The 21516-nt window shown below is 64.6% G+C and carries 18 protein-coding genes; 5 read left to right on the forward strand and 13 right to left on the reverse strand.

Features of this window, described 5'->3' with window-relative positions:
• Positions 1–5: 5 nt before the first annotated feature.
• The 3 genes from J2X54_RS22630 to J2X54_RS22640 all read right to left on the reverse strand — a co-directional run bounded on the left by J2X54_RS22630 (position 6) and on the right by J2X54_RS22640 (position 6202).
• Entirely contained in the window at positions 6–2051 is a 2046-nt protein-coding gene (locus J2X54_RS22630) for a prolyl oligopeptidase family serine peptidase (RefSeq protein WP_310184076.1), read from the reverse strand.
• A gap of 11 nt (positions 2052–2062) precedes the next feature.
• Positions 2063–4072 carry a S9 family peptidase gene (locus tag J2X54_RS22635; protein ID WP_310184077.1) on the reverse strand — a complete coding sequence of 670 codons (2010 nt, stop codon included), beginning with the start codon at positions 4070–4072 and terminating at the stop codon, positions 2063–2065.
• 141 nt (positions 4073–4213) lie between these two features.
• Positions 4214–6202, reverse strand: coding sequence for an OPT family oligopeptide transporter (locus J2X54_RS22640; protein WP_310184079.1), 1989 nt, complete (start codon positions 6200–6202; stop codon positions 4214–4216).
• Between the two features lie 155 nt (positions 6203–6357).
• Between J2X54_RS22640 and ylqF the strand changes: the two genes are divergently transcribed.
• Positions 6358–7281, forward strand: coding sequence for a ribosome biogenesis GTPase YlqF (gene ylqF / locus J2X54_RS22645; protein ID WP_404990954.1), 924 nt, complete (start codon positions 6358–6360; stop codon positions 7279–7281).
• Between the two features lie 245 nt (positions 7282–7526).
• On the opposite strand, the gene J2X54_RS22650 is transcribed toward ylqF, so the two are convergent.
• Entirely contained in the window at positions 7527–8339 is an 813-nt protein-coding gene (locus tag J2X54_RS22650) for a class III extradiol ring-cleavage dioxygenase (protein ID WP_310184083.1), read from the reverse strand.
• Positions 8340–8478: 139 nt separating this feature from the next.
• On the opposite strand from J2X54_RS22650, the gene J2X54_RS22655 reads away from it, so the two are divergent.
• Together J2X54_RS22655 and J2X54_RS22660 are read left to right on the forward strand one after the other, a co-directional pair.
• Positions 8479–10449 carry a TonB-dependent receptor gene (locus J2X54_RS22655; protein WP_310184085.1) on the forward strand — a complete coding sequence of 657 codons (1971 nt, stop codon included), beginning with the start codon at positions 8479–8481 and terminating at the stop codon, positions 10447–10449.
• Positions 10450–10533: 84 nt separating this feature from the next.
• A complete protein-coding gene (locus J2X54_RS22660; protein ID WP_310184086.1) occupies positions 10534–10866 on the forward strand; it encodes a hypothetical protein in 333 nt (110 codons plus the stop codon).
• Between the two features lie 32 nt (positions 10867–10898).
• Here the strand turns inward: J2X54_RS22660 and J2X54_RS22665 are convergent, their stop codons facing one another.
• The 6 genes from J2X54_RS22665 to J2X54_RS22690 are packed head-to-tail and all read right to left on the reverse strand — an operon-like array spanning position 10899 to position 16401.
• Positions 10899–11762, reverse strand: a complete 864-nt coding sequence (locus tag J2X54_RS22665; RefSeq protein WP_310184088.1) for an efflux RND transporter periplasmic adaptor subunit — start codon at positions 11760–11762, stop codon at positions 10899–10901.
• Between the two features lie 28 nt (positions 11763–11790).
• A complete protein-coding gene (locus tag J2X54_RS22670) occupies positions 11791–11991 on the reverse strand; it encodes a DUF1656 domain-containing protein (protein ID WP_310184089.1) in 201 nt (66 codons plus the stop codon).
• Complete coding sequence (locus J2X54_RS22675; protein WP_310184091.1) at positions 11981–14107, reverse strand: FUSC family protein; 2127 nt, start codon at positions 14105–14107, stop codon at positions 11981–11983. Before J2X54_RS22675 ends, J2X54_RS22670 begins: the two co-directional genes overlap by 11 nt.
• Before the next feature lie 10 nt (positions 14108–14117).
• Positions 14118–14618: a MarR family winged helix-turn-helix transcriptional regulator gene (locus J2X54_RS22680; RefSeq protein WP_070249411.1), complete on the reverse strand. Its 501-nt coding sequence runs from the start codon at positions 14616–14618 to the stop codon at positions 14118–14120.
• A gap of 55 nt (positions 14619–14673) precedes the next feature.
• Entirely contained in the window at positions 14674–16122 is a 1449-nt protein-coding gene (locus J2X54_RS22685) for an efflux transporter outer membrane subunit (RefSeq protein ID WP_310184094.1), read from the reverse strand.
• A gap of 15 nt (positions 16123–16137) precedes the next feature.
• On the reverse strand, positions 16138–16401 hold the full coding sequence (locus J2X54_RS22690; RefSeq protein WP_070249413.1) for a hypothetical protein: 264 nt from the start codon (positions 16399–16401) through the stop codon (positions 16138–16140).
• A gap of 194 nt (positions 16402–16595) precedes the next feature.
• Between J2X54_RS22690 and J2X54_RS22695 the strand changes: the two genes are divergently transcribed.
• The gene (locus tag J2X54_RS22695) at positions 16596–17042 is read left to right on the forward strand and encodes a hypothetical protein (RefSeq protein WP_310184096.1); all 447 of its coding nucleotides are present in this window, start codon (positions 16596–16598) and stop codon (positions 17040–17042) included.
• A 67-nt stretch (positions 17043–17109) separates the two neighbouring features.
• Here the strand turns inward: J2X54_RS22695 and sodB are convergent, their stop codons facing one another.
• Entirely contained in the window at positions 17110–17685 is a 576-nt protein-coding gene (sodB, locus tag J2X54_RS22700; RefSeq protein ID WP_070249415.1) for a superoxide dismutase [Fe], read from the reverse strand.
• A 126-nt stretch (positions 17686–17811) separates the two neighbouring features.
• Positions 17812–18792 (reverse strand): LacI family DNA-binding transcriptional regulator, encoded by a 981-nt coding sequence (locus tag J2X54_RS22705; protein WP_070249416.1) that lies wholly within the window; start codon positions 18790–18792, stop codon positions 17812–17814.
• A 188-nt stretch (positions 18793–18980) separates the two neighbouring features.
• Between J2X54_RS22705 and glk the strand changes: the two genes are divergently transcribed.
• Entirely contained in the window at positions 18981–19970 is a 990-nt protein-coding gene (glk, locus tag J2X54_RS22710) for a glucokinase (RefSeq protein ID WP_310184102.1), read from the forward strand.
• Here glk and xseA read toward each other — a convergent pair.
• A complete protein-coding gene (gene xseA, locus J2X54_RS22715) occupies positions 19967–21316 on the reverse strand; it encodes an exodeoxyribonuclease VII large subunit (protein WP_404990955.1) in 1350 nt (449 codons plus the stop codon). The two genes, glk and xseA, sit on opposite strands and share 4 nt — an antisense overlap.
• Positions 21317–21516: the final 200 nt, after the last annotated feature.

Genomic DNA, 21516 nt, shown 5'->3' on the forward strand with positions numbered 1-21516 from the left:
GAAGCTTAGTGCTTGAGGTTGGTGTCGAGGAAGGTTTCAACGCGCTTCCAGAAATCGAGCAGGGTTTGCTGCTTGCGCCAGCCGTGCTGTTCGTCGTCGTAGATGATCAGTTCGGCTTTCGGGTTGTTCGACTTGACCGCGCGGTAGAACCTGGTGGCGTGTTCCAGTGGCACGCGCCGGTCGTCGGCGCCGTGCGCCAGTAATAAAGGTTGCTTGAGTTCGGTTGCGCGCTGCAGTGGCGAATGTTTGCGGAACAGTTCGGCGTCGGTGTCGGGGTCGCCGATCATGGTGCGCATGCTGTAGCCGAGGTTTTCCCTGGTGGCATCCGAGCTGGACGAGGTGAACATCAGTCCCAGGTCGGTCACGCCGGCCCACGCCACGCCCACCCGGAACAACTGCGGATCCTTGATCAATCCCATCAGCGTGGCATAGCCGCCGTAGCTCGCGCCCATGATGCCGATCCGCGCGGGGTCGGCCCAGCCCTGCTTGACGGCCCACTGCGCGGCGTCGGCCAGGTCGTCTTGCATGGCGGCGCCCCATTGCCGGAACCCGGCCCGCAAATGGTCGCTGCCAAAGCCGGCGCCGCCACGGAACTCGGGCTGGATCACCACGTAGCCGCGTGAAGCGAGGAAGGCCGCTTCGTCGTCCCATTCCCACGAACCGCCGCGCACTGCCGGGCCACCATGCACCAGCACCACGGCCGGCCGTGGTCCGTCCGCTTTTTCGGCTGGCAACGTAACGTAAACCGGTATCTCGCGGCCGTCGCGCGCCTTGTAACGATGGAAACTTCGTTCGCCCATCTGCGCCGGCAAGATGCCCGGGTGGGCGCTGCCCAGGCCGACCATCTTGCCGGTGGCGCGCGTGTACAACACGTACTCGGACGGTCGGCGATCGGTTTCCCGGCGCACCAGCAGGATCGGCGACGCCAGGCAGTGCGCCGCGCAAATGATGCGGTTGATGCCGGGCAGGGCGGCGTCGATTTTGGCCTGGTCAGCCTTGAGCGCAGCGTTGAACCAGACCGTGGTATTGGCGTCGGTGGTCAGGTACAAGCCCAGCATGCGTTTGCTGTCGAAGTCGATGATCGGGGCGCCGCGGAAGTCGAACCCCGGGGTTTCCACCACCGGTTCGGGATCCAGTTTCATCGCGGCCAGGTTGTAGCGGTACAACGCGGCATAGCCATTGTGCGCGGCGTTCACGTACAGGCTGTCGCTGCCGTCGAAAAACCGCGGCTGGAAGAGCGTGCCCAATTCCAGGCACTGGCCGCTGTCGATGTTGGTCCAGGTGGTGTCGTCGGGCTTGCGGTAATAGGTGGTGCAACGCCCTTGCACCTTGGACGTCACGACGCGCGGCACGCCGTCGTTGTCGGTCATCCAGTCTTTGATGGCCGCTGGCTGCGAACCTTCGAATGCCGGTGTCAGTCGCTGGGTACGGGTATTGAGCCGGTACAGGCGCGACGATTCGGACATGATTTCGGTGTTATTCCAGAGGAACTTGACGACTAGGATGTCATCCGAACCATCATGCACGGCACCTACGTACATGTGCCCGGCGGTAAGCATGCGGCTGCCGATCATGGTGCCGGTGGGCGCTTCCTGGTCGTGATTCCAGTTGCCGCTGATCAGGTGGCGCCGGTCGCTGCCATCGACATCGATGGCAAATTCGTCGAGGAAGGTGCTGCTGTTCTTGCCCAGGTTCTTGAGCGTGTAGCCAAGACGCTTTTCGTTGATCCAATGGATATCGGCAATGCCGACATTGACATTGTCCACCCGCGCCAACTCGCTACCCTTGGCTGGGTTGGCCGTCTCGCGCACCTCGATGGCCAGCGTGCCGTCATCGCGCCTGATCGCCATGGCCACCATGCTGCCTTTCGGCGACAACGTTACCTCGCCCAGGTAGGGCGTTTCAAAAAAAGCGGAGACCGGCGGCAGCAACGGCGCCGCCAGCGCTGGCGCCGTTGCACCAGCGAGGAGTGCGCCGACCAGCGCGAACACGCATGAAAGGGGATGACGTCGCAGCGGCGGTGGGCAGGAGCTTGACAGTTGGATGATCATAAACGTGGAAATCAGTGCTTGAGATTGGTATCGAGGAAGGTGTCGACGCGTTGCCAGAAGTCGAGGATGGTTTGCTGTTTGCGCCAGGTGTGCTGTTCGTCGTCGTAGGTCACCAGTTGTACCTGCTTGTTGTGGGCCTTGACGGCGCCGTAGAAGTCGCTGGCGTGCTGGATCGGCACGCGCAGATCGTCGATGCCATGGGCCAGCAGCAGCGGTTGCTTCAGTTCGGCGGCGCGGCGCAGCGGCGAGTTGGTGCGGAACAGGGCTGCGTCGCGCTCGGGATCGCCGATGGTCGCGCGCATGCCGTAGTCGAGCGCATCCTCGGTGGCGTCCGATTGCAGCGAGGTAAACAGCAACTGCAGGTCGGTCACGCCGGACCAGGCCACGCCGGCACGGAAAATCGCCGGGTCCTTGATCAGGCCCATCAAGGTGGCATAGCCGCCGTAGCTCGCGCCCATGATGCCGATGCGGCGCGCATCGGCCCAGCCTTGCTTCACCGCCCACTGGGCGGCGTCGGCCAGGTCGTCCTGCATGGTGCCGCCCCATTGCCGGTAACCGGCCGTGGTGTGGTCGCTGCCGAAGCCGGTGCTGCCACGGAACTCGGGCTGGATCACCAGGTAGCCGCGCGAAGCGAGGAAGGCCGCTTCGTCATCCCATTCCCACGAACTGCCGCGCACCGTGGGGCCGCCGTGCACCAGCACGACGGCCGGGCGCGGCCCGGCGGCGCCATCGGCCGGCGTGGTCACATAAACAGGGATCTTGCGGCCGTCGCGCGCCGGGTAATGGTGGAAGCTGCGCTGGCCCATCTGCGCCGGCTTGATGTCGGGATGGCTGCTGCCCAGGCCCAGCAGCTTGCCGGTGGCGCGCACGTACAACGCGTATTCGGTCGGCAGGCGGTCGTTTTCGCGGGTGACCAGCAGCACCGGCGCGGCCAGGCAGTCGGCGGCGCACGAGATGGTGTTGATCGAACCGCTCAGCAGGGCGTCGATCTTGGCCTGCTCGGCCTTCAGCACCGGGTTGAACCAAACGGTCGTGTTGGCGTCTGTGGTCAGGTGCAGCCCGAGCAGCCGCTTCGAGGTCATGTCCACCACCGGGCTGCCCTGGAAATCGAAGCCCACGGTTTCCACGACCGGCTGCGCGTCGCGCGTGAGCGTGTTCAGATCGTACCGGTACAGCGCGTCGTAGCCCTTGTAGTTCGCTTCCACGTACAGCGAGTCGCTGCCATCGAAAAACTGCGGCCGGAAGGCCTTGCCCTCGGCGCAGGCGGCGCTGTCGATCTCGGTCCAGCTGGTGTCGTCCGGCTTGCGGTACCAGGTGGAACAGCGCCCCTTGAGTTCCGACGTCACCACGCGCGGTACCGCATCGTAGTCGTTGAGCCAGCTGCGCACCGCCGGCGGCTGGCTGCCCTCGAACGCCGGGCGGATGCGCTGGGTACGGGTATTGAGACGGTGCAGGCGCGACGAATTTGACGCGATGTCCACATTGTTCCAGCTGACCTTGGCGATCAGGATGTCGTCCGAGCCGTCGTTGATACGGTCGACATACACATACCCGGGCGGCAGCATGCGACTCGAGATCGTGCTGCCGATCGGTGCATCCGGTTTGAAACGCCAGTCGCCGCTGATCAGGTGGCGCAGGTTCTTGCAGTCGATATCGACTGCGAACACGTCGCGCTGGGTGTCCGCATTGCGGCGCAGGTCCTTGAGCAGGTAAGTAAGGCGGCCGTTGTTGACCCAATCGATGGCACTGATCCCGACGTCCACGCCGTCCACCCGCGCCAGAGCGCCGAGTTTGCCGTCGGCCTCGGTGCCGCGCACCGCGATGCCTTGCGAGCCATCGGGCAGCAGGATCGCCATCGCCACGTGGCGACCGTCGGGCGACAGTTTGACGTGGCTGAAGTGCGGCGTGCCGAAGAAGGCGGCCACGGGCGGCAAAGGTGCGGCGGCCCGGGCCGGACCGGTCAGCATGGCGACGCACACCACAACAAGGTGAAACAGGGGAGTGAGCAGTGGGCGGCGCATGGCATCGTCGATTGACCAAAAAACAATTATAGGTTCGCCACACGATCATTGTCTATCCTGAATGCAATAGCTGTGTCGCAAAAACAAAAATGCCGCCCGGCACAGCGGCGGGGCGGCATTCTTGACAGCGGAAGAGCAGCCTCAGGCAGTCACGTCCTTGCCACGCTGGCCCGCCCAGCGGTACAGCCCGGTCACCACGACCACGCCCACCACCAGCGAAACGAGCATGGTGTGCGCTGCCGTCAGCGACGTGGCAATCGCCAGCGGTTCGCCTTCGCCCGAGACCACGATCAGGCCGGCCAGCGCCACGTTGAACAGGCTTTCGCCCACGATGAAGCCGGACATGATCAGCACGGCCAGGCGCTTGGCGGTCTCGCCGGCCGGCGAGTTGCCGACCGATTTTTCGAAGTAGTAGTCCAGTACCGCACCGAGCACCACCGGGGTGATCACCGCGCTCGGCAGGTAGATCGCCAGGCCCACGCCCAGCGGCGGCAGGCTGTACTTGTCGTTCGACGATTTTTTCAGGAAGAAGTTAATCAGCACCAGGCCCAGGCCGATCAGCGCGCCATAGCCCAGCAGACCCCATTCCAGGTCGCCACCGATGACGCCCTTGGCCAGCGTGGAAATGAGCAGTGCCTGCGGCGCGGCCAGCGGCTGGTCGGAGATCGAATCGAGATTCGGTGCACCGACAAAACCGTTGGCGTGGTTGAGCAGTTCCAGCACCGGCGGCACCACGCACGAACCGGCGAACACGCCGATCAGCAGCGCCACTTGCTGCTTCCACGGCGTGGCGTTGACCAGTTGGCCGGTTTTCAGATCCTGCAGGTTGTCGTTGCCGATCACGGCCACGGCCAGCACCACGGTGGTGACGAACAGCGCGTAGGCGATCAGCGCGTGCGCCACCTGCGGGCCCATTACGCTGCGACCGACCATGCCCACGATGAGCGCGGCGCCGAGAATGGCCAGAATCGCAATACCCGATACCGGCGAGTTGGACGAACCGATCAGGCCTGCCATGTAGCCGCACACGGCGGCAGCAAACACGCCGGCGACCAGGATGTAGCCGACGCCCACCGCCACCAGCGGCAGCGACATTGACGCCAGCGGACCGCCCTGCAGGAAGCTGAACAGCAGCCAGCCGGCCGGCACCATGGCCAGCAAGGTTACCAGGCCGACCATGAAGATCGGGATGTCCTGCTCGGTGCGGTCGATGACGGCGCCGTCCAGCTTGGCGCGGCGCGCGGTGTCCATGGCGGACTTGAGGCCGCCGATGATGGGCTTGGCCAGGCCGGCCAGGGTGATGATGGCGGCCACACCGATCACGCCGGCGCCGATCATGCGTACTTCCTTGCTCCAGATCGCCAGCGCGTGGGCTTCGGCGCCTACGCCGGCGGCGGCTGGCGCCAGAGCGGTGAGCCACGGCACCAGGATGCCCCAGGCGATTACCAGGCCGGCCAGCATGGCGACGCCGACCGTGATGCCCATCAGGTGGCCGGCGCCGATCAGCGCCAGCGAACCGGCAGCGCCGATGCCGGTGGCGCCGGCAGCGCCCGTACGGAAGTAGAACGTCAGTTCGGCGGCCATCAGCTTGGCGGCGGCGCCCAGCGCCATGACGGCCGAGGCGATCGCGCCCAGCAGCACCGCCTGCAGGCCGGCCTTGCCTTCCTTGGCGCCCTCGCGGGTGGCGGTGCCGACCTTGAGCACTTCGGCGGCAGCCACGCCTTCGGGGTAGGGCAGCGTCGATTGCGACACCAGCGCGCGCCGCAGCGGCACCGTGTACATCACGCCCAGCACGCCGCCGATGGCGCAGGCGCCGAACGTCGGCCAGAACGGCACGTGCGCCCACCAGCCGACCATCAACAGGCCGGGCAGCACGAAGATCACCGACGCCAGCGTGCCGGCGGCCGAGGCGATGGTCTGGACGATGTTGTTTTCCTGGATGGTGGCGTTCTTGAACGCCGACAGCAGCGCCATCGAGATCACCGCTGCCGGGATCGACGTGGCGAAGGTGAGGCCCACCTTGAGGCCCAGGTATACCTGGGCGGCGGTAAATACCAGCGTGATGAGAATGCCGAGGAAAATCCCGCGGATGGTGATTTCCCTGGGATTGGATAATGCCGCACTATTCATCTTCAAAACTCCGGATGACAATATTGTTTATATGATTATGGAAAAGCCAGACGGACCATGATATCCGAATCCCGGACCGGTCAGCAGGTAAAATAGCGGATTGTCAGAACGATTTTGAAGGTCAGAGCATGTCGATACAATGGTATCCGGGGCATATGAACGCCGCCAAGAAGAAGGCGGCCGAGCAAATGGAAAACATCGATCTGGTGATCGAGGTGGTCGATGCGCGCCTGCCCGAGGCCAGCACCAACCCCATGGTGGACGAGCTGCGCAAGTTCCGCCAGCGGCCGTGCCTGAAAATCCTCAACAAGATCGACCTGGCCGACCCGGCCGCCACGTCCCAGTGGGCCGACTTCTACAACGCCCAGGACGGTGTGACCGCCTACCCGATGACGACCAAGAAGCCGGCCGACGTGGCGCGCGTGCTCGACCTGGCGCGCAGGCTGGCGCCGCATCGCAGCGTGCCGACCAAGCCGCTGCGCATCATGATCATGGGCATCCCCAACGTCGGTAAATCGACGCTGATGAACGCGCTGCTGAAAAAACGCGTGGCCAAGGTGGGCGACGAGCCGGCCGTGACCAAGCAGCAGCAAAAGCTCTACCTCGACAAGAACACCATCCTGGTCGATACCCCGGGCATGTTGTGGCCCAAGATCGCGCTGCCCACCGACGGCCTGATGCTCGCTGCCAGTCACGCGATTGGCTCCAACGCCCTGATCGAAGAGGAAGTGGCGGTGTACCTGGCCGACGAAATGCTGCGCTACTACCCTGATTTGCTGGTGGCGCGCTACGGCTTCAAGGAGATCGAGACTTTCGACGGCATCGCCGTGGTGGAAGGCATCGCGGCCAAGCGCGGCTTCCGCCAGAAGGGCGGCGACTTCGATTTCGAAAAAGCGTCGCACACCTTCCTGGGTGACTACCGCAGCGGCATTTTGGGACGCATTTCGCTGGAAACGCCAGCCTCGCGCGCCGAGCGCCTGGCGGCGCACGAGGCGGAGATGGCGATCAAGAATGCCGAGAAGGCGGCGGCAGCAGCCGAGAAGGCGCGCAATGCGGCCAACGGCAAGCGCGGGACGTAATATTTAAGCTGCGGCCGCTAAGCCGTCAACCTGCCGCCACTTATCCGTCATGCCCGCGCAGGCGGGCATTCAATTGAAGCGCCGACGCCATGCGAAAATATTGGATCCCCGCCTGCGCGGGGATGACGGAATTACCACTATGCCCTAAGCCTCGCGGGGATGACGGAATTGCCGTTATGCCTCAAGCATCGCAGCGACTGTCGCGTCGTCATGCCCGCGCAGGCGGGCATCCAATTTAGTACCAGCTAGCCGAACCTGAAGCTGCTCACCGCCAGCGCCCCCATGAACGCATCTTCGTGATACGGCACGGTGGCCACATCCTGCTCGGCCGCGCCCAGCACTACCATCAACGGCAGCAAATGCTCCTCCCGGGGATGGGCCATGCGCGCCCCCGGCGCCTGGTCCCATTCCAGCAAGGCCTGCGTGCGCTCTGCAGCAGGCAGCGCCATCGCCGCGCGCAGCCAGCCGTCGAACGCGTGCGACGCTGCCGCGCCCTGGGCGTTGAATGCGCGCAGGTTGTGGTAACTGAGGCCGCTGCCCACGATCAGCACACCTTCGTCGCGCAGCGGCGCCAGCAGGCGGCCCGCTTCGATATGGGTGCGCGCGTCGAGGCCGTGCTTGAGCGAGAGCTGGACGATCGGCACGTCCGCATCCGGAAACACCGGCACCATGGCGCTGAAGGTGCCGTGGTCAAACCCGCGCCCGTCGTCGAGCGACGCCGGGTGGCCGCCGGCCTGCAACAGCGCCTGCACGCGCGCGGCCAGTTCGGGCGAACCGGGGGCAGGGTATTGCACCTGGTACGTGTGCGCGGGGAAGCCGCCGTAGTCGTAAATCATCGGCGGCCTGGCCGACGACGACAGCAGGAAGTCGCGTCCCTCCCAGTGCGCGGTAATCACCAGCACCGCGCGCGGTTTGCCTTTGATCTGGCGCGGAATGTCGCGCAGCGCGGCGTCGAGCTGCTGGTACAGGTGGCCTACCTGGTCCATCATGAACGGCCACGGGCCGCCGCCGTGGGACAGGAAGTAGGTGGGCAAGGCGGTGGTCGCGGTGGTGGTCATGGCAAAGCTCCGGTGTGATCCAATCAACCAATATAGGGATGCGCACGCCGAGTGGCAATAGCGAAAAAGTAGATCGTTTCGATTCAAAAAATATCACGCGTATAATATGCGCCTTCCCGTTTTACTGGCTATCGATCCCATGTCCATTTCCCTTCGTCCGCGCCTGCTGGCAGCCGCCGTTTCCCTCTGCTTCATCGCTCCTGCCGCCCTGGCGCAGGTCACCCAGGCGCTGGCGCCGGTAGTGGTCACCGGCGCCCGTTTCGAGGCCGATGCATCGCTCGCGCCGATAGGCGCCACCGTGATCACCGCCGACGAGATCCGCCGCGCCGGCGCCGGTGATGTGAATGCCGCGATCCGCAAGATCGGCGGCGTGTACGGCCGCCAGAGCCTCACCGGCAGCCCGGACTTCGGCCTCGACCTGCGCGGCTTCGGCGCCAACAGCGCCCAGAACATGGTGATCGTGGTTGACGGCGTGCGCCTGTCCGAGAACGAGCAAGCCAACGCCATCCTGTCGACCATCCCGATCGACAGCGTCGAGCGCATCGAGATCACGCGCGGCGGCGCCAGCGTGTTGTACGGCGACGGCGCCACCGGTGGCGTGATCAACATCGTCACCAAGCGCCCGAGTCAGCGCGCCGGCAGTGGCACGGTTTTTGTTGAAGGCGGCAGCTTCAATGCCGGCGAAGCGCGTGCCAGCATGGCGCAGTCGTGGTCCGATTTTTCGGCTGACGTGAGCGCCGGCCACCAGCGTACAGACAACTACCGCGACAACAACGACTTCAAGCAAACCCAGTTGAGCGGCGGCCTGCAATGGCACAACGACGCCGGCCGCGTGGGCGTGCGCTACGAAGGCGCGCGCCAGGACTCGCGTCTGCCGGGCGCGCTGACCGAAGCCCAGTACAACGCCAACCCGCGCCAGACCTCGTCGCCCGACGACTACGGCTCGCTCGACAGCGACCGCCTGACGGCGTTTGGCGAATACCGCGTGGCTGGCCACGACGTCGCCGCCGAACTGTCGTACCGCAAGAAGACCGTCGATGCGCTGTACGTCTCGCAATTCGGACCATCGGCCAGCAGCTACGACACCAAGCAATGGCAATTCTCGCCGCGCGTGCGCAAGCTTGGCGCGGTGGGCGGCATGGTCAATGAACTGGTGTTCGGCGCCGACTTCACCAAGTGGGACCGCACCACCACCGCCAGTTTTTCCGCCGCCGACGCGCAGCAGAAATCGAAAGCCATCTACATCCGCGACGAGCTGCGTTACGACCCGGTGCACGAAGGCCGCGTTTCGGCCGGCGTGCGCCGCGAGTTGTTCGACAAGACCTTCCGCGATCCGCAGGGTTTTGCCACCACCGGCTACGACACCACCCAGGGCGTGAACGCCTGGGAAGTACAGCTGAGCTACATGCCGGTGAGCGGCCTGACCGTGTTCGGCAAGGCCGGGCAGAGTTATCGCCTGGCCAACGCCGATGACAACGCCGGCACGCCGGTGGTCAACCAGGTGCTGCGTCCGCAAAAATCGAAGGACCTGGAACTGGGCGCCACCTATGCCATGGGCGCCGGCAGCAAGGCCACCGCGCGCATTTTCCGCAGCAACCTGACTGACGAAATCTTCTACGATCCGACCGTGGCGCCGTTCGGCGCCAACGCCAATCTCGACCCGACCAAGCGCCAGGGCTTCGAGCTCGATGCCGAGCAGCGCATTGCCGCCGACTGGAGCGTGAGCGCCCATTACCAGTACGTGGACGCCAAGTTCCGCGCTGGCGCCAATAGCGGCAAGCAGATCGCGCTGGTGCCGGAAAACACCGTGACCGCGCGCCTGAGCTGGATGCCGGCCAGCGGCCAGAGCGCCGACATCGGCGTGCAGTGGGTGGACGACCAGCGTTACGGCGACGATTACGCCAACAGCTGCTCGAGCAAGATCGCGTCGTACACCACGCTTGATGCCCGCTACGCGCGCAAGTTCGGACCATGGGAGCTGGCGCTGTCGGGCCAGAACCTGACCGACAAGCGCTACACCTCTCAGGCGTTCAACTGCGTGTTCGGCAACGGCGGCATTTACACCGCCGATGGCCGCCAGCTGAAACTCTCGGCGCGCTACGACTTTTAAGCAGCCGATAAGTCAAACAGTGGTAACCTCGCGTCGTGGCAAGTCCGCGACGCGCGGGTGCAGATCGATACGATGGGATCAGTGATGAAAGAAATCAGCAAGGAACGCAAGGCTGCCGAAGGCAAGGTGATGCATATCTATAAAGAATCGTCACCGGCCGTCGAAAACCTGTACGAGTTTTCCTATATCAACCATATCGCCTGGACCGCAGCAGTCGTGCTGCTCGGGTTGGTGGTGTGGTTGTCGGTGGCGCTGGTCAATGCCGAAAACCAGCGCCATGCGCTGATGACCAAGCAGTGCCAGGACAAGGTGTTTACCACCGAGATCGACAAGAAGTGCCTGCGCATGGTCGACTCGCGCGAGCACTGGTGGCAGCACCTGCACTACGCGCTCACGCATACCTCTCCCGAGGTGTAATCAGTTGCCCGAGCCCGCGCCAGCGGGCTTTTCTACGTGTGGTGGATCACCACCGTGCAGGTGGTGCCTGCCACCAGTGTCAGGTCTTTCGGCTGCTGGTCGATATGGATGCGCACCGGCACCCGCTGCGCCAGCCTTACCCAGCTGAAGGTGGGGTTGACGTCGGCCAGCAGTTCGCGGCCCAGGTTGGCGTCGCGGTCGGTGATGCCGCGCGCGATGCTTTCGATGTGGCCGTGCAGCGCGGTGTCGCCGCTCATCAGGCGCATCTCGACCTTGTCGTTCAGTTTCAACAGCGGCAGCTTGGTCTCTTCGAAATACCCCACCACGTAGAACGAGGCGCTGTCGATCACCGCCAGCTTCGACGCGCCCACGGCGGCGAAGTCGCCCGCGTGCACATTGAGGTTGGTCACGTAGCCGGTGACCGGCGCGCGCACGGTGGTGCGCTCGACGTTGAGCGCGGCCATGTCGCGTGCGGCCAGTGCTGCCTGGTACTGCGCCGACGCGGTGCCGACTGCAAACTGCGCGGTCTCGCGGTTTTCGGCCGAGATGATCGACGCGTCGAGCGCGGCGCGGCGGTTGGCCTCCTTGGTGCGACGGCCTTTTTCCACCTGCTGCGCGCGCAGCGCGGCGCTGGCCTGCGCCAGCGTGTTTTCATAGCGCGCCTTGTCCACCACGAACAGCACGTCGCCCTTGTGGACGAACTGGTTATCGCGCACCAGCACCTCGGTGACGGTGCCCGCCACGTCGGCGCTGATGGTGACCACGTCGGCCTTGACGCGACCGTCGCGGGTCCAGGCGGAATCCATGTAACGGTCCCAGGCCATGCGGCCCAGGAACAGGGCGGCGCCCAGCAACAGCAGGGTAAGGAAGAAGCGGAAGATTTTGGATGCGCTCACGTTTTGATCTCGCAGAGGTTTATTGAACTTATTGATAAAGGGTGATCAGCAGGGCGCTAAAGATGCAGACGAACAGGCACACGCGTACCAGTGCCGGATGCCAGCTAAGGCGGTAGGCGCCCACGCGGTTGAGTACACTGTCGAGCGCGACCTGCAACAGCAGCGTCAGCAAAAACAGCGGCAGCACGCCTGGCAGCAGCACGCCAAAAAAATTGATATCACGCGGCATGGCGGGTTTCTCCTGTTGAAATCTGGTCCAGCAAGGACGTGTAAATGGAATGCAGGTCGGCCAGCGCGGTGTTGAGTGCCGGCAGGCGCTCTGGTGCGGCGTCGGGCAATACCGCGCGGATGGCCGATCCCGCTTGCAGGATGGCCGCCAATGCCAGCTGGCCCTGGCCGCGCTGCGGCGTGTGCAGGTAGTCGGCCACCGCCGCCACCACCTGCTGCAGGCTGTGGCGCACCGGGCCCGGCTGCGAGGCGGCGATCAGCTGGCGCAGTTCGATCACCGCGTGGCCCAGTTCCAGCAAGGTCAAGCCCTGGCGCACCACGGCGCGGGCGGCGTCGCCCGGCGCCGGGCCGGAGGCCGCGTTCAGTTGGCTCAGCAGGTCGCGCACGCGGTTGTCGAAACGGCGTTTCAGGCGTCCCAGTTTTGCCGTGCAGGCGCTGCGCGCTTCGCGCCACAGGGCGGCGGCCACGTGGTCGCGCTGGCCCATCGTATGCTCGGGCAGCACCACCGCGAACATCACGTACGCCACCACCACGCCCATCACCAGCGACAGTTCGCTCGACAGAAACGATTCGACGTCGTAGTGCATCTGGTTGCTGGGCACGAGCAGGGTGGCCGGGAACAGGCCCAGGCCGATGCCGATGCCGGCCCATTTCTGAATGGTGGTGATGTAGGCGCCCAGCGCGAAGATCGGCAGCGTGGCCAGCACCATGGGTGCGAAATCGTCGGCGCGCGCCACCAGCCAGAACTCGGTGAGAAAGCACAGCGGCACCGCGAACAGGAAGCCGATCAGCACCTGGCGCACCATCGCGGTGGGGCGCGGCGAGGACGACGCCAGCGCGCAGAAAATCGTCGCCATCAGGATCACGTTGCCCATGCCGGGCCAGGCCAGCCAGTACCAGGCGCCGGCGGCAACCAGCAGCGTGACCGCAGCGCGAAAGCCCGACGCCAGCACGATGGCCGGCGGCGTGCGCGGCGTGTAGGCCACCGGGTCGCTTACCTGCTGGCGCTTGTCGTCGGCCAGCCCGTGGTACAGGGCAGCGAATTCGCCGAGGTCGCGCGCGAAGCGTTGCAGCAGTTCGACGGCCGTGTCGAAATCGATCCGTTGCGGGCGCTCCAGGGGCTCGGCCTGCTTGCGGGCGGCCTCGATGTCGGCCGCCAGGCCGGTGCGCATTTGCGCCATGCGGGCGGCGGTCAGGTCGTCCTTCAGAGCCTCTGCCATGCTGGCGTGGATCGGTTCGACCAGGGCCAGGACCGGCACGGAGGCATTGGCGCGCAGGCGGTGAATCAGGCGGTGCAGCGTGTAGAACGTGGTGAGCACGTCCATGAAGGCGGCGTTGAACGCGTGCAGCTGGCGCGTGTGCGCGCTGGCGTGGCCGGCTTCGAAGTACGCTGCAGCGCGGCCCGATTCGAGCGCGGCGATATCGGCGGCGAACTTCAGGTGGTTGATCTCGGTTTCGGCCGGCGACAGGCGGTGCTCGAGCACCTTCTGGCAAAAGCCGATGAAGCTGGTGTAGCGCGCCTGCACGGTGCGCATCACGGTATGCGAGTGGCGGCGGGGGAAGATGACGTCGTGCACCACGGTGGCGACGATGATGCCCAATCCTACTTCGGTCAGGCGCGTGACGGCCAGCGTGAACACGTGGCCCGGATTGTCGATGGCGGGCACGGCGATCATGCAGGCGGTATAGCCGGCCAGCACAAAACTGTACGAGCGCTGGTTGCGGTGCATGGCCGCGCCGCCGGTGCACAGCGCGATCCACAGCGCCACGCCGATGAACAGCAGCGCCGGCGACTGCGGAAACAGCGCCACCAGGATTACCGAGGCGGTACAGCCGACCAGGGTGCCGAGCAGGCGATTGAAGGCCTTTTCCAGCACCATGCCGCTGCTGGGCAAGGCCAGGATGATGGTGGTGGCCAGGGCCGTGAAGGGGGAATCGAGTTCGAGGCGAAACGCCAGCCACAGCGCGGTGAAGGCGGCCAGCATGGCCTTGGCGACGTACATCAGGCGCGGACCTTCGACGCCGAACCAGGCCGAGGTTTCGCTGGCGATCCAGTGCAACGCTCCCCGCGCCGCGTTCTGGTGTGTGTCAGGAGTGGCGGCGCGGGGAGAGGTCATATTGGTTTGCCTAAGTGAGTGTTTCCAGGTTGTCGAGCTGCCTTGCGAGCAGCGTTTCCAGTGCGGCGATATCGGCGGCGCCATAGCCGTCATACGCCCGCGTGGTGGTGCCCCAGACTTCGGGCATGACTTTTTCGGCCATGGCGCGGCCGGCGTCGGTAAGCGTGATCATCACGCAGCGCCGGTCGCCGGGCCGGTTACCGCGCGAGATCAGGCCCTGTTTTTCCAGGTCGTTGCACACGCGCGTGAGGTTGGCCGGTTTTTCCATGCAGGCTTCTCCCAGCGTGGAAGCGGTGGAGGTTTCGTTCTCCGATCCGTACAACACCGCCAGCACCATGTAGCTGGTGTCCACCAGGTCGTGCTTGCGCAAGGCGGCGTTGCTCAAGTCCTTGATGCGTTTCTGGACGTGATAGGTCATGCGCAGCAGCCGCATGAGATCCTCTGGAAACTCGGGGATGCGGGCATGGATGTTTTTCAGGCGCTTGTTGGTCGCGTCGAAACTACTACTCATTGCCTTGCTCCTCTGCTCATCTTAAAAGGACGATTGTACTATCAGAAACTGGGGTTCAATCCAGTTTTACCCCTCCACCCAGTGCTGTCATCAGCAATGCATAGTTATCGAGTTGTTTGCTTGCCACTTGCGCCATCTGCTGCTGCTCGTTAAGCAAAGTCAGCTGTGCATTGATGACGTTGAGCGAGTCGGTCATGCCGGCTTGATAGGCCCGTTCTGCCAGCTGCTGCTGGCGCCGCGCCGACGCCAGGGCCTGCTGCGCCAGTTGGTCTTGCTGCTTGACCGATTCGATCCGCACCAGTGCGTTGGCCACGTCCGACATGGCCTGGATCACCACGCCGTTGTACTGCTCGACGGCCACGTCATACAGCGCAGTCTGGTTGCCGAGCTGGCTGCGCAGGCGGCCGCCCTCGAAGATCGGCAGACTGATCGCTGGCGTGACGCCGGCCATCTTGGCATGGCTTTCCAAAAAACGCGGGAAGCCCAGCGACTGCAAACCGACGAACGCCGCCAGGTTTACGTTCGGATAAAAGTCGGCCTTGGCGCTGCTGATGCGCGCACCGGCCGCTTCCACGCGCCAGCGCTGGGCCACGATATCGGGCCGGCGACCAACGAGTTCGGCAGGCAATGTGGCAGGCACGCGCGCTTCATTGCCGTCTTGCAGGGTCAGCGTCGGCCGGGCGATCGTTTCGCCGTCGCCCGGTCCTTTGCCGATCAGGGCTGCCAGCTGGTTGCGCAGCAGGGCGATCGAGGCGCCGATCTGCTCATGCTCGCGCTTGCCAGCTGGCAGCGTTGTTTCGATGTTGGCCACTTCCAGTTCGGTCGCCAGTCCCGCCGCGCGGCGCTGACGGGTGATCTCGAGAATGCGGTGGCGCTGTGCCAGGTTCTCGGCCACGCTGTCTTGCAGCGTGTAGTCGAGCGATAGCTGGATGTAGGCGCGCACGATTGCCGTTTCCAGCGTCAGGCGCGCCATCTGCGCTTCGGCCGAGGCCATGCGCACGTCGTCGAGCGCGGCGGCCAGCAGGTCGCGGTTGCGGCCCCACAGGTCGAGGTCATACGAGCCCGACAGCATGGCCGTGTTCTTCCACGCGGTCTTGCCGGCCAGCGCGGCGGGAATGGCGCCGTTGCCCGTATAGAGTTCGCGGTCGATGCTGGCCGACGCATCCACTTTCGGCAGGGTGCCGGCACGGGCCACGCCAGCGAGCGACTCGGCCTGGCGCACACGCGCCTCGGCAGCGCGCAGGTTGGGACTGCCGGCAATCGCGGTGGCCACCAGCGCGTTCAACTGGTCGTCGTGCAGCGCTTGCCACCAGGCTTGCGTAGGCCAGGCCACGTCGGCGCTGGCGTCGGCAATCGCCTTGCCCGCATTGAGTTCCAACGGCTTGATGGCGACTGCCTGCGGCTCGATCTTGCCCATGTCCGCGCACCCGGCCAGCACCGCCAGCGCACCCGCCAGCAATGCTGTAGCGAGGCGGCGGACCTGTGCGCGGGAGGGCAATGTCATGGCAAAGACCACTGCTTAGCGGGCGACTTGTTTGCGGGTCTGGGCGACATCGAAGTCGGCCTCGGTTTCGAGCAGCGTGCCGTTCTTGCGCGCTTCGATCACTTGCGCCTGGACTTCGGCGCGGGTCAGCTGGTGCGGCTGGTCGGCCTTGGCGGCGACCGCGGTGGTACCGGTGGCAGCTTCGGCAGCGAAGGCGCTGGTGACGGTGGTGGCAGTGGCGGCAATTGCGAAGACGACGGTGGCGGCAGCGCGCAGCAGGTCTTTGGTGGTGGTGCTCATGATGGCTCCTGGTGAGTGACGTTGTTGATGAATGTAACTATATCTCTGAATAGTACATTTGTAAAGTAAAGAATTCCTATCGGCACGATAGCGCTGCACTAATCGGCGCCGAAGTGGGATGGTATGAGCGTGTGCGCACCGAGCGTCGGCGTCGCCAGTGGTGCAATGGTGTTTTACAGTTGAAGGAGCAGATCATGGCAGACAGCACCCTGGACCCGGACTACATCCTCGGAGGTAACGACCGCAGCCTGGGCAGCGGACACGGCACCCGTGGCCTCGGACCGAGCGACAACTCCGACAGCGGCAGCGATGTGGCCAACGACCACGATCTGGCGCTCGACAGCGACACCGATTCGCAAGGCACCGGCGAGCGCATCGACGTCGGTTCGCAAACGCTGCAAGCCGGCGATGTCGGCTTCGACCACGTCGAAGCGATGCCCACCTCGGAGCGCCTGGTTGACGGCGACTTCCGCGACCCGGTGCCGCTCGATGACGATGGCAGCGTGCCCGACGACCACCTCGGCGTCGAAGCCGAACCCGACGACAGCCGCGGCGACAGCGATACCGAAGTGAAGGGCGATATCGAAGGCGGCGAGGAACTGGGCCGCCGCACCGGTGGCGTACCCACTGCGCGTCCTTAAGTTTTAACGGACGTAAAAAAGCCCGAACCCTTTGCAGGGTTCGGGCTTTTCTATAAGCCGGCTACATTCAGTTGAAGTTAGCGGCTGCGAAGTCCCAGTTCGCCAGCGCGAAGAAGGTTTCCAGGTATTTAGGACGCACGTTGCGGTAGTCGATGTAGTAAGCGTGTTCCCACAGGTCGCAGGTGATGAGTGCTTTGGCATCGGTGGTCAGTGGGGTGGCGGCGTTCGAGGTGTTGACGATGTCGAGCGAACCGTCGGCCTTTTTCACCAGCCAGGTCCAGCTCGAACCGAAGTTGCCCACGGCCGACTTGGTGAATTCTTCCTTGAACTTGTCGAACGAACCCCACTTGGCGTTGATGGCGTCGGCCAGCGCGCCGCTCACGGCTTTACCGCCCGGGGTCAGGCTGTTCCAGTAGAAGGTGTGGTTCCACACTTGTGCCGAATTGTTGAAGACGCCGCCCGACGATTTCTTGATGATTTCTTCCAGCGACAGGTTTTCGAACTCGGTACCCTTGATCAGGTTGTTCAGGTTGGTCACATAGGTCTGATGGTGCTTGCCGTAGTGGTATTCCAGCGTTTCTTGCGAGATATGTGGCGCCAGGGCGTCGATGGCATATGGCAGAGGTGGCAGGGTATGTTCCATGGAGCTTCCTTTATGGGATGGGGTTTATCAGAAACCAGGTGGTTTTTGGCGAAACGTCATTATTGTACGGGGGATGCCGCTTGGCTGCCAAAATGGCCCCGCTTGACGTGTGGGATCAATCTGACCTCAGCGTACGCGGCGCGTGGTTTCTCTCACCACCAACTCGACAGGCGGGATCTCGCCCTGCACGGTGTCGCCATTGATCAGGCGCAGCAGCGCCTGGGTGGCGATGCGGCCCATGTCGTACATCGGCTGGCGCACGGTGGTCAGCGGCGGCGTCGTGTACGACGAGCCGGGCAGGTCATCGAAGCCGACCAGGGAGATATCGTCGGGCACGCGGATGCCCTTGCGGTACAGCGCCAGGCGCGCACCGTAGGCGCTCAGGTCGTTGGCCGCAAACACGGCGGTAAATTGCTGGTGGGTGTCGAACAGGCGGTTCATGGCCATCATGCCGCTTGCCTCATGGTAATTGCCTTCCACCACCAGCGCGGGGTCGATGTCGATCTGCGACTCTGCCAGCGCGCGGCGGTAGCCGGCCAGGCGCTCGTCGGCATCGTGGTTGTTGGTGGGGCCGGAAATGAAGGCGATGCGGCGATGGCCCAGTTCGACCAGGTGGCGCACGGCCAGCCAGGCGCCGTATTCGTTGTCGGTTTTAAAACCCAGCGCCGTGCGGGTGTGCAGCGCGCGGCCGGTGGAGACGATCGGTCGCTGGCTGGAAAATCCCAGCACGGCCTCGTCGGAAATGCGGCCCGACAGCAGGATGATGCCATCGACCTTGCGCGCCAGCAGCAGCCGCACGCGGTCCGCTTCCTCTTCCGCGTTCCAGTGGCCGCTGACGATGACCGACGCGTAGCCGGTGCCTTTCAGGCCGTCGTCGATGCCGCGCAGCGTTTCATCAAAAAACGGTGATGAAATATCCTGCACCACGATGCCGATGGTGAGCGAGCGGCCCTTTTTGAGCCCTTGCGCCATCTGGTTCGGTGCGAAGCTGACCTTGTCGATAGCGGCCAGCACGGCCAGGCGCTTGTCGTCGGACACCTTGGCGGTGCCGTTGAGGATGCGCGAGACGGTACTCGGTGAGACCCCCGCCAGGCGGGCGACGTCCATTAATGTCGATGGGCCGGAGGAGGGGGAATGATCTGGCAACGTGCAATCCTTGACGAAGTATTATGAAAACCTTTTCAGCGAAGAGTACCATATTTAGGGCCTTCACTTATAATCGCCGGCAGATGTTCAGCCCAGGTTCAGCCAGGGCTTGGCTCAGCGTACAACAAAAATAATCAGAGGTCAGAGACATGGATTCGAATTTTTCCCACGGCGCCAGTGGCCCGCGCCTGCTGGCCGACATCGGCGGCAGCAGCGCCAGCTTTGCAGTGGAAACCGCACCGCAGCAGATCGACGCGGTCTGGGTGGCCGACTGCGCCGCGTATCCCACCCTGGGCGCAGCGCTGGTGGCGTACCTGTCGCAGCCGGCCACGGTGGCGGCGGGCGGCTACCAGGCGCGCTACGCCGGCATCGCGATTGCCAACCCGATCGACGGCGACTGGGTCACCATGACCAACCACCACTGGTCGTTTTCGATCGAGGCCGTGTGTTCGCAATTCAGCCTGAAGTCGCTGGTGGTGGTCAACGACCTGCGCGCGCTGGCGTCCGCGCTGCCGCACCTGGCGCCGGAAAACAAGCACCAGGTGGGCGGCGGCGCGCCGCGCGACGGCGCCGTGATCGGCCTGGTCGGCGCGGACGCGGGCCTGGGCGTGTCGTACCTGGTGCCGGTAGGCGAGCGCTGGCTGGCCATCGACAGCGAAGGCGGCCACACCACGTTCGCGCCGATGAACGAGCGTGAAATCGACATCCTGCGCTACGCGCGCCGCCACCACGAGCACGTCTCGAGCGAGCGGCTGGTGTCGGGCATCGGCCTGGGGCTGGTGTACCGGGCGCTGTGCGAACGGGCGCGCATCGAGCCGCAGATCCTGACCACGCAGGAAATCCTCGAACGCGGCCTGCACAGGCTGTGCCCGGTGTGCGAAGAGACGCTCGAGGCGTTCTGCGAAATGCTCGGCACAGTGGCCGGCAACGTGGCGCTCACCCTCGGCGCCAAGGGCGGCATCTATATCGGCGGCCGCACGGTGCTGCAAATGAGCGCGTTTTTCGAGCGCTCGGGGTTCCGCGCGCGGTTCGAGCAGAAGGGCAGGTTTTCGGACTACCTGGCGCATATTCCGACGTACGTGATGACGGAAAAATACCCGGTGCTGATCGGCATGTCGGCGATGCTGTCGACGGATTAGCGAACCGCCGCCACCTCAACGACAGCCGCCCCCTCGGCCACTCGCACCCCCAGCGCACCTCCCGCCACGATCTGTCCTGGCGAGCGTACCACTGCCCCCGCCTCGTCGGTGACGATCGCATAGCCGCGCTCGAGCGTCCTCTGCGGATTCAACAACTCCAGTTGCGACGACAACGCCGCCAGTGCCGCGCGGCGCTGCTGCACCGTGCGCGCCATGCCGATGGCCGCGCGGTGGCGCAGTGCGGCCAGCGACGAGCGCGCGGCGCGGGTGTCGGGCGTGCAGGCGGCCATCCGTTCGCCCAGGCGGTCGAGCTGGTGGCGCGCGCGCGTGAGCGGCGCGCGGTTGGCGTGCATCATCGCGGTCGATAGCGCCAGCAACTTGAGGCGCTGCTGGCGGATCTGGGCGTTGGGGTTGAGCAGGCGCCGCGTGTAGCCGTCCAGCGTTTGCGTCGATTCCGACAGCGCGCGGCGCATGGCGCGGCGCAGGTCGGTGGCGTCGGTGCGCAGCGAGGCCAGCCAGTCGGCGCGCGGCGTGACCGCCAGTTCGGCCGCCGCTGTGGGCGTGGCCGCGCGCAGGTCGGCGGCAAAATCGCAAATCGTGAAATCGGTCTCGTGGCCCACGCCCGAGATCACCGGCATACGGCAGTTGGCCACCGCGTACGCCACGTCCTCGTCGTTGAACGACCACAAGTCCTCGATGCTGCCGCCGCCGCGGCACACGATCAATACATCGCAGTCGTTGCGCAGCGAGGCCGTGTCGATGGCTGCGGCGATTTTTTGCGCAGCCAGCTGGCCCTGCACCGGGGTGGGGTAGAGCACCACGTTGACGTGCGGCGCGCGGCGGCGCAGGGCGGTGAGCACATCGCGCAGCGCAGCGGCCTGCGGACTGGTGACGATGCCCACCGTGCGCGGAAACATGGGCAGCGCACGCTTGCGGTCGGGGTGGAACAGGCCGGCTGCATCGAGCTTCTGCTTCAAAAGCAAAAACGCCTCGAACAGCGTGCCGACCCCGGCGCGACGGATCGCCTCCACGTTGATCTGGTAATCGCCACGGGCGCCGTACAGCGTGACCAGCGCGCGCACCTCGACCTTGTCGCCTTCGCGCGGGGTGAAGTTGGCGTACTGGGCGCGGCCCCGGAACATCACCGCGCGCACCTGCGCAGCGTTGTCCTTGAGCGTGAAGTACCAGTGGCCGGAACTGGCGCGGGTGAAATTGGAAATCTCGCCGGCGATCCAGGTCAGGGGAAACGAGCGTTCGAGCAGCCGCGCCACCGCCTGGTTGAGCGCGGAAACGGTGAGCACCGGCGTGCCGGCAGCAGTGGAATCGTGGGGTTCGTCGAAGTTCATCATTTCATTCATGGAAACTATCCACACTATGTGAATTTAGTCACATAGCGGTCATCTTGTACAAAGGGCTGTAAGTATTATAGATAGGTCCATGATTTTAAACGAAAAACTTGAATGCCTGGTTTACTTGCATGTGGAAAAAACCCTTACGGATCAAGGACTTTGGCCGAGCGGGCCACGGTTACACACAAAGTTATCCA

The organism is Duganella sp. 3397 (genome assembly GCF_031456625.1).
Classification (GTDB): Bacteria; Pseudomonadota; Gammaproteobacteria; order Burkholderiales; family Burkholderiaceae_D; genus Rugamonas; species Rugamonas phyllosphaerae.

Coding starts and splice junctions, on each gene's coding strand:
- J2X54_RS22660 (WP_310184086.1), top strand. CDS start 10,534: ATGAAAGAAATCAGCAAGGAACGCAAGGCTGCCGAAGGCAAGGTGATG.
- J2X54_RS22690 (WP_070249413.1), bottom strand. CDS start 16,401: ATGAGCACCACCACCAAAGACCTGCTGCGCGCTGCCGCCACCGTCGTC.
- J2X54_RS22675 (WP_310184091.1), bottom strand. CDS start 14,107: ATGACCTCTCCCCGCGCCGCCACTCCTGACACACACCAGAACGCGGCG.
- J2X54_RS22680 (WP_070249411.1), bottom strand. CDS start 14,618: ATGAGTAGTAGTTTCGACGCGACCAACAAGCGCCTGAAAAACATCCAT.
- J2X54_RS22705 (WP_070249416.1), bottom strand. CDS start 18,792: ATGGACGTCGCCCGCCTGGCGGGGGTCTCACCGAGTACCGTCTCGCGC.
- J2X54_RS22630 (WP_310184076.1), bottom strand. CDS start 2,051: ATGATCATCCAACTGTCAAGCTCCTGCCCACCGCCGCTGCGACGTCAT.
- J2X54_RS22695 (WP_310184096.1), top strand. CDS start 16,596: ATGGCAGACAGCACCCTGGACCCGGACTACATCCTCGGAGGTAACGAC.
- J2X54_RS22655 (WP_310184085.1), top strand. CDS start 8,479: ATGTCCATTTCCCTTCGTCCGCGCCTGCTGGCAGCCGCCGTTTCCCTC.
- J2X54_RS22640 (WP_310184079.1), bottom strand. CDS start 6,202: ATGAATAGTGCGGCATTATCCAATCCCAGGGAAATCACCATCCGCGGG.
- J2X54_RS22635 (WP_310184077.1), bottom strand. CDS start 4,072: ATGCGCCGCCCACTGCTCACTCCCCTGTTTCACCTTGTTGTGGTGTGC.
- xseA (WP_404990955.1), bottom strand. CDS start 21,316: ATGAACTTCGACGAACCCCACGATTCCACTGCTGCCGGCACGCCGGTG.
- J2X54_RS22685 (WP_310184094.1), bottom strand. CDS start 16,122: ATGACATTGCCCTCCCGCGCACAGGTCCGCCGCCTCGCTACAGCATTG.
- sodB (WP_070249415.1), bottom strand. CDS start 17,685: ATGGAACATACCCTGCCACCTCTGCCATATGCCATCGACGCCCTGGCG.
- J2X54_RS22670 (WP_310184089.1), bottom strand. CDS start 11,991: ATGCCGCGTGATATCAATTTTTTTGGCGTGCTGCTGCCAGGCGTGCTG.
- glk (WP_310184102.1), top strand. CDS start 18,981: ATGGATTCGAATTTTTCCCACGGCGCCAGTGGCCCGCGCCTGCTGGCC.
- ylqF (WP_404990954.1), top strand. CDS start 6,358: ATGAACGCCGCCAAGAAGAAGGCGGCCGAGCAAATGGAAAACATCGAT.
- J2X54_RS22650 (WP_310184083.1), bottom strand. CDS start 8,339: ATGACCACCACCGCGACCACCGCCTTGCCCACCTACTTCCTGTCCCAC.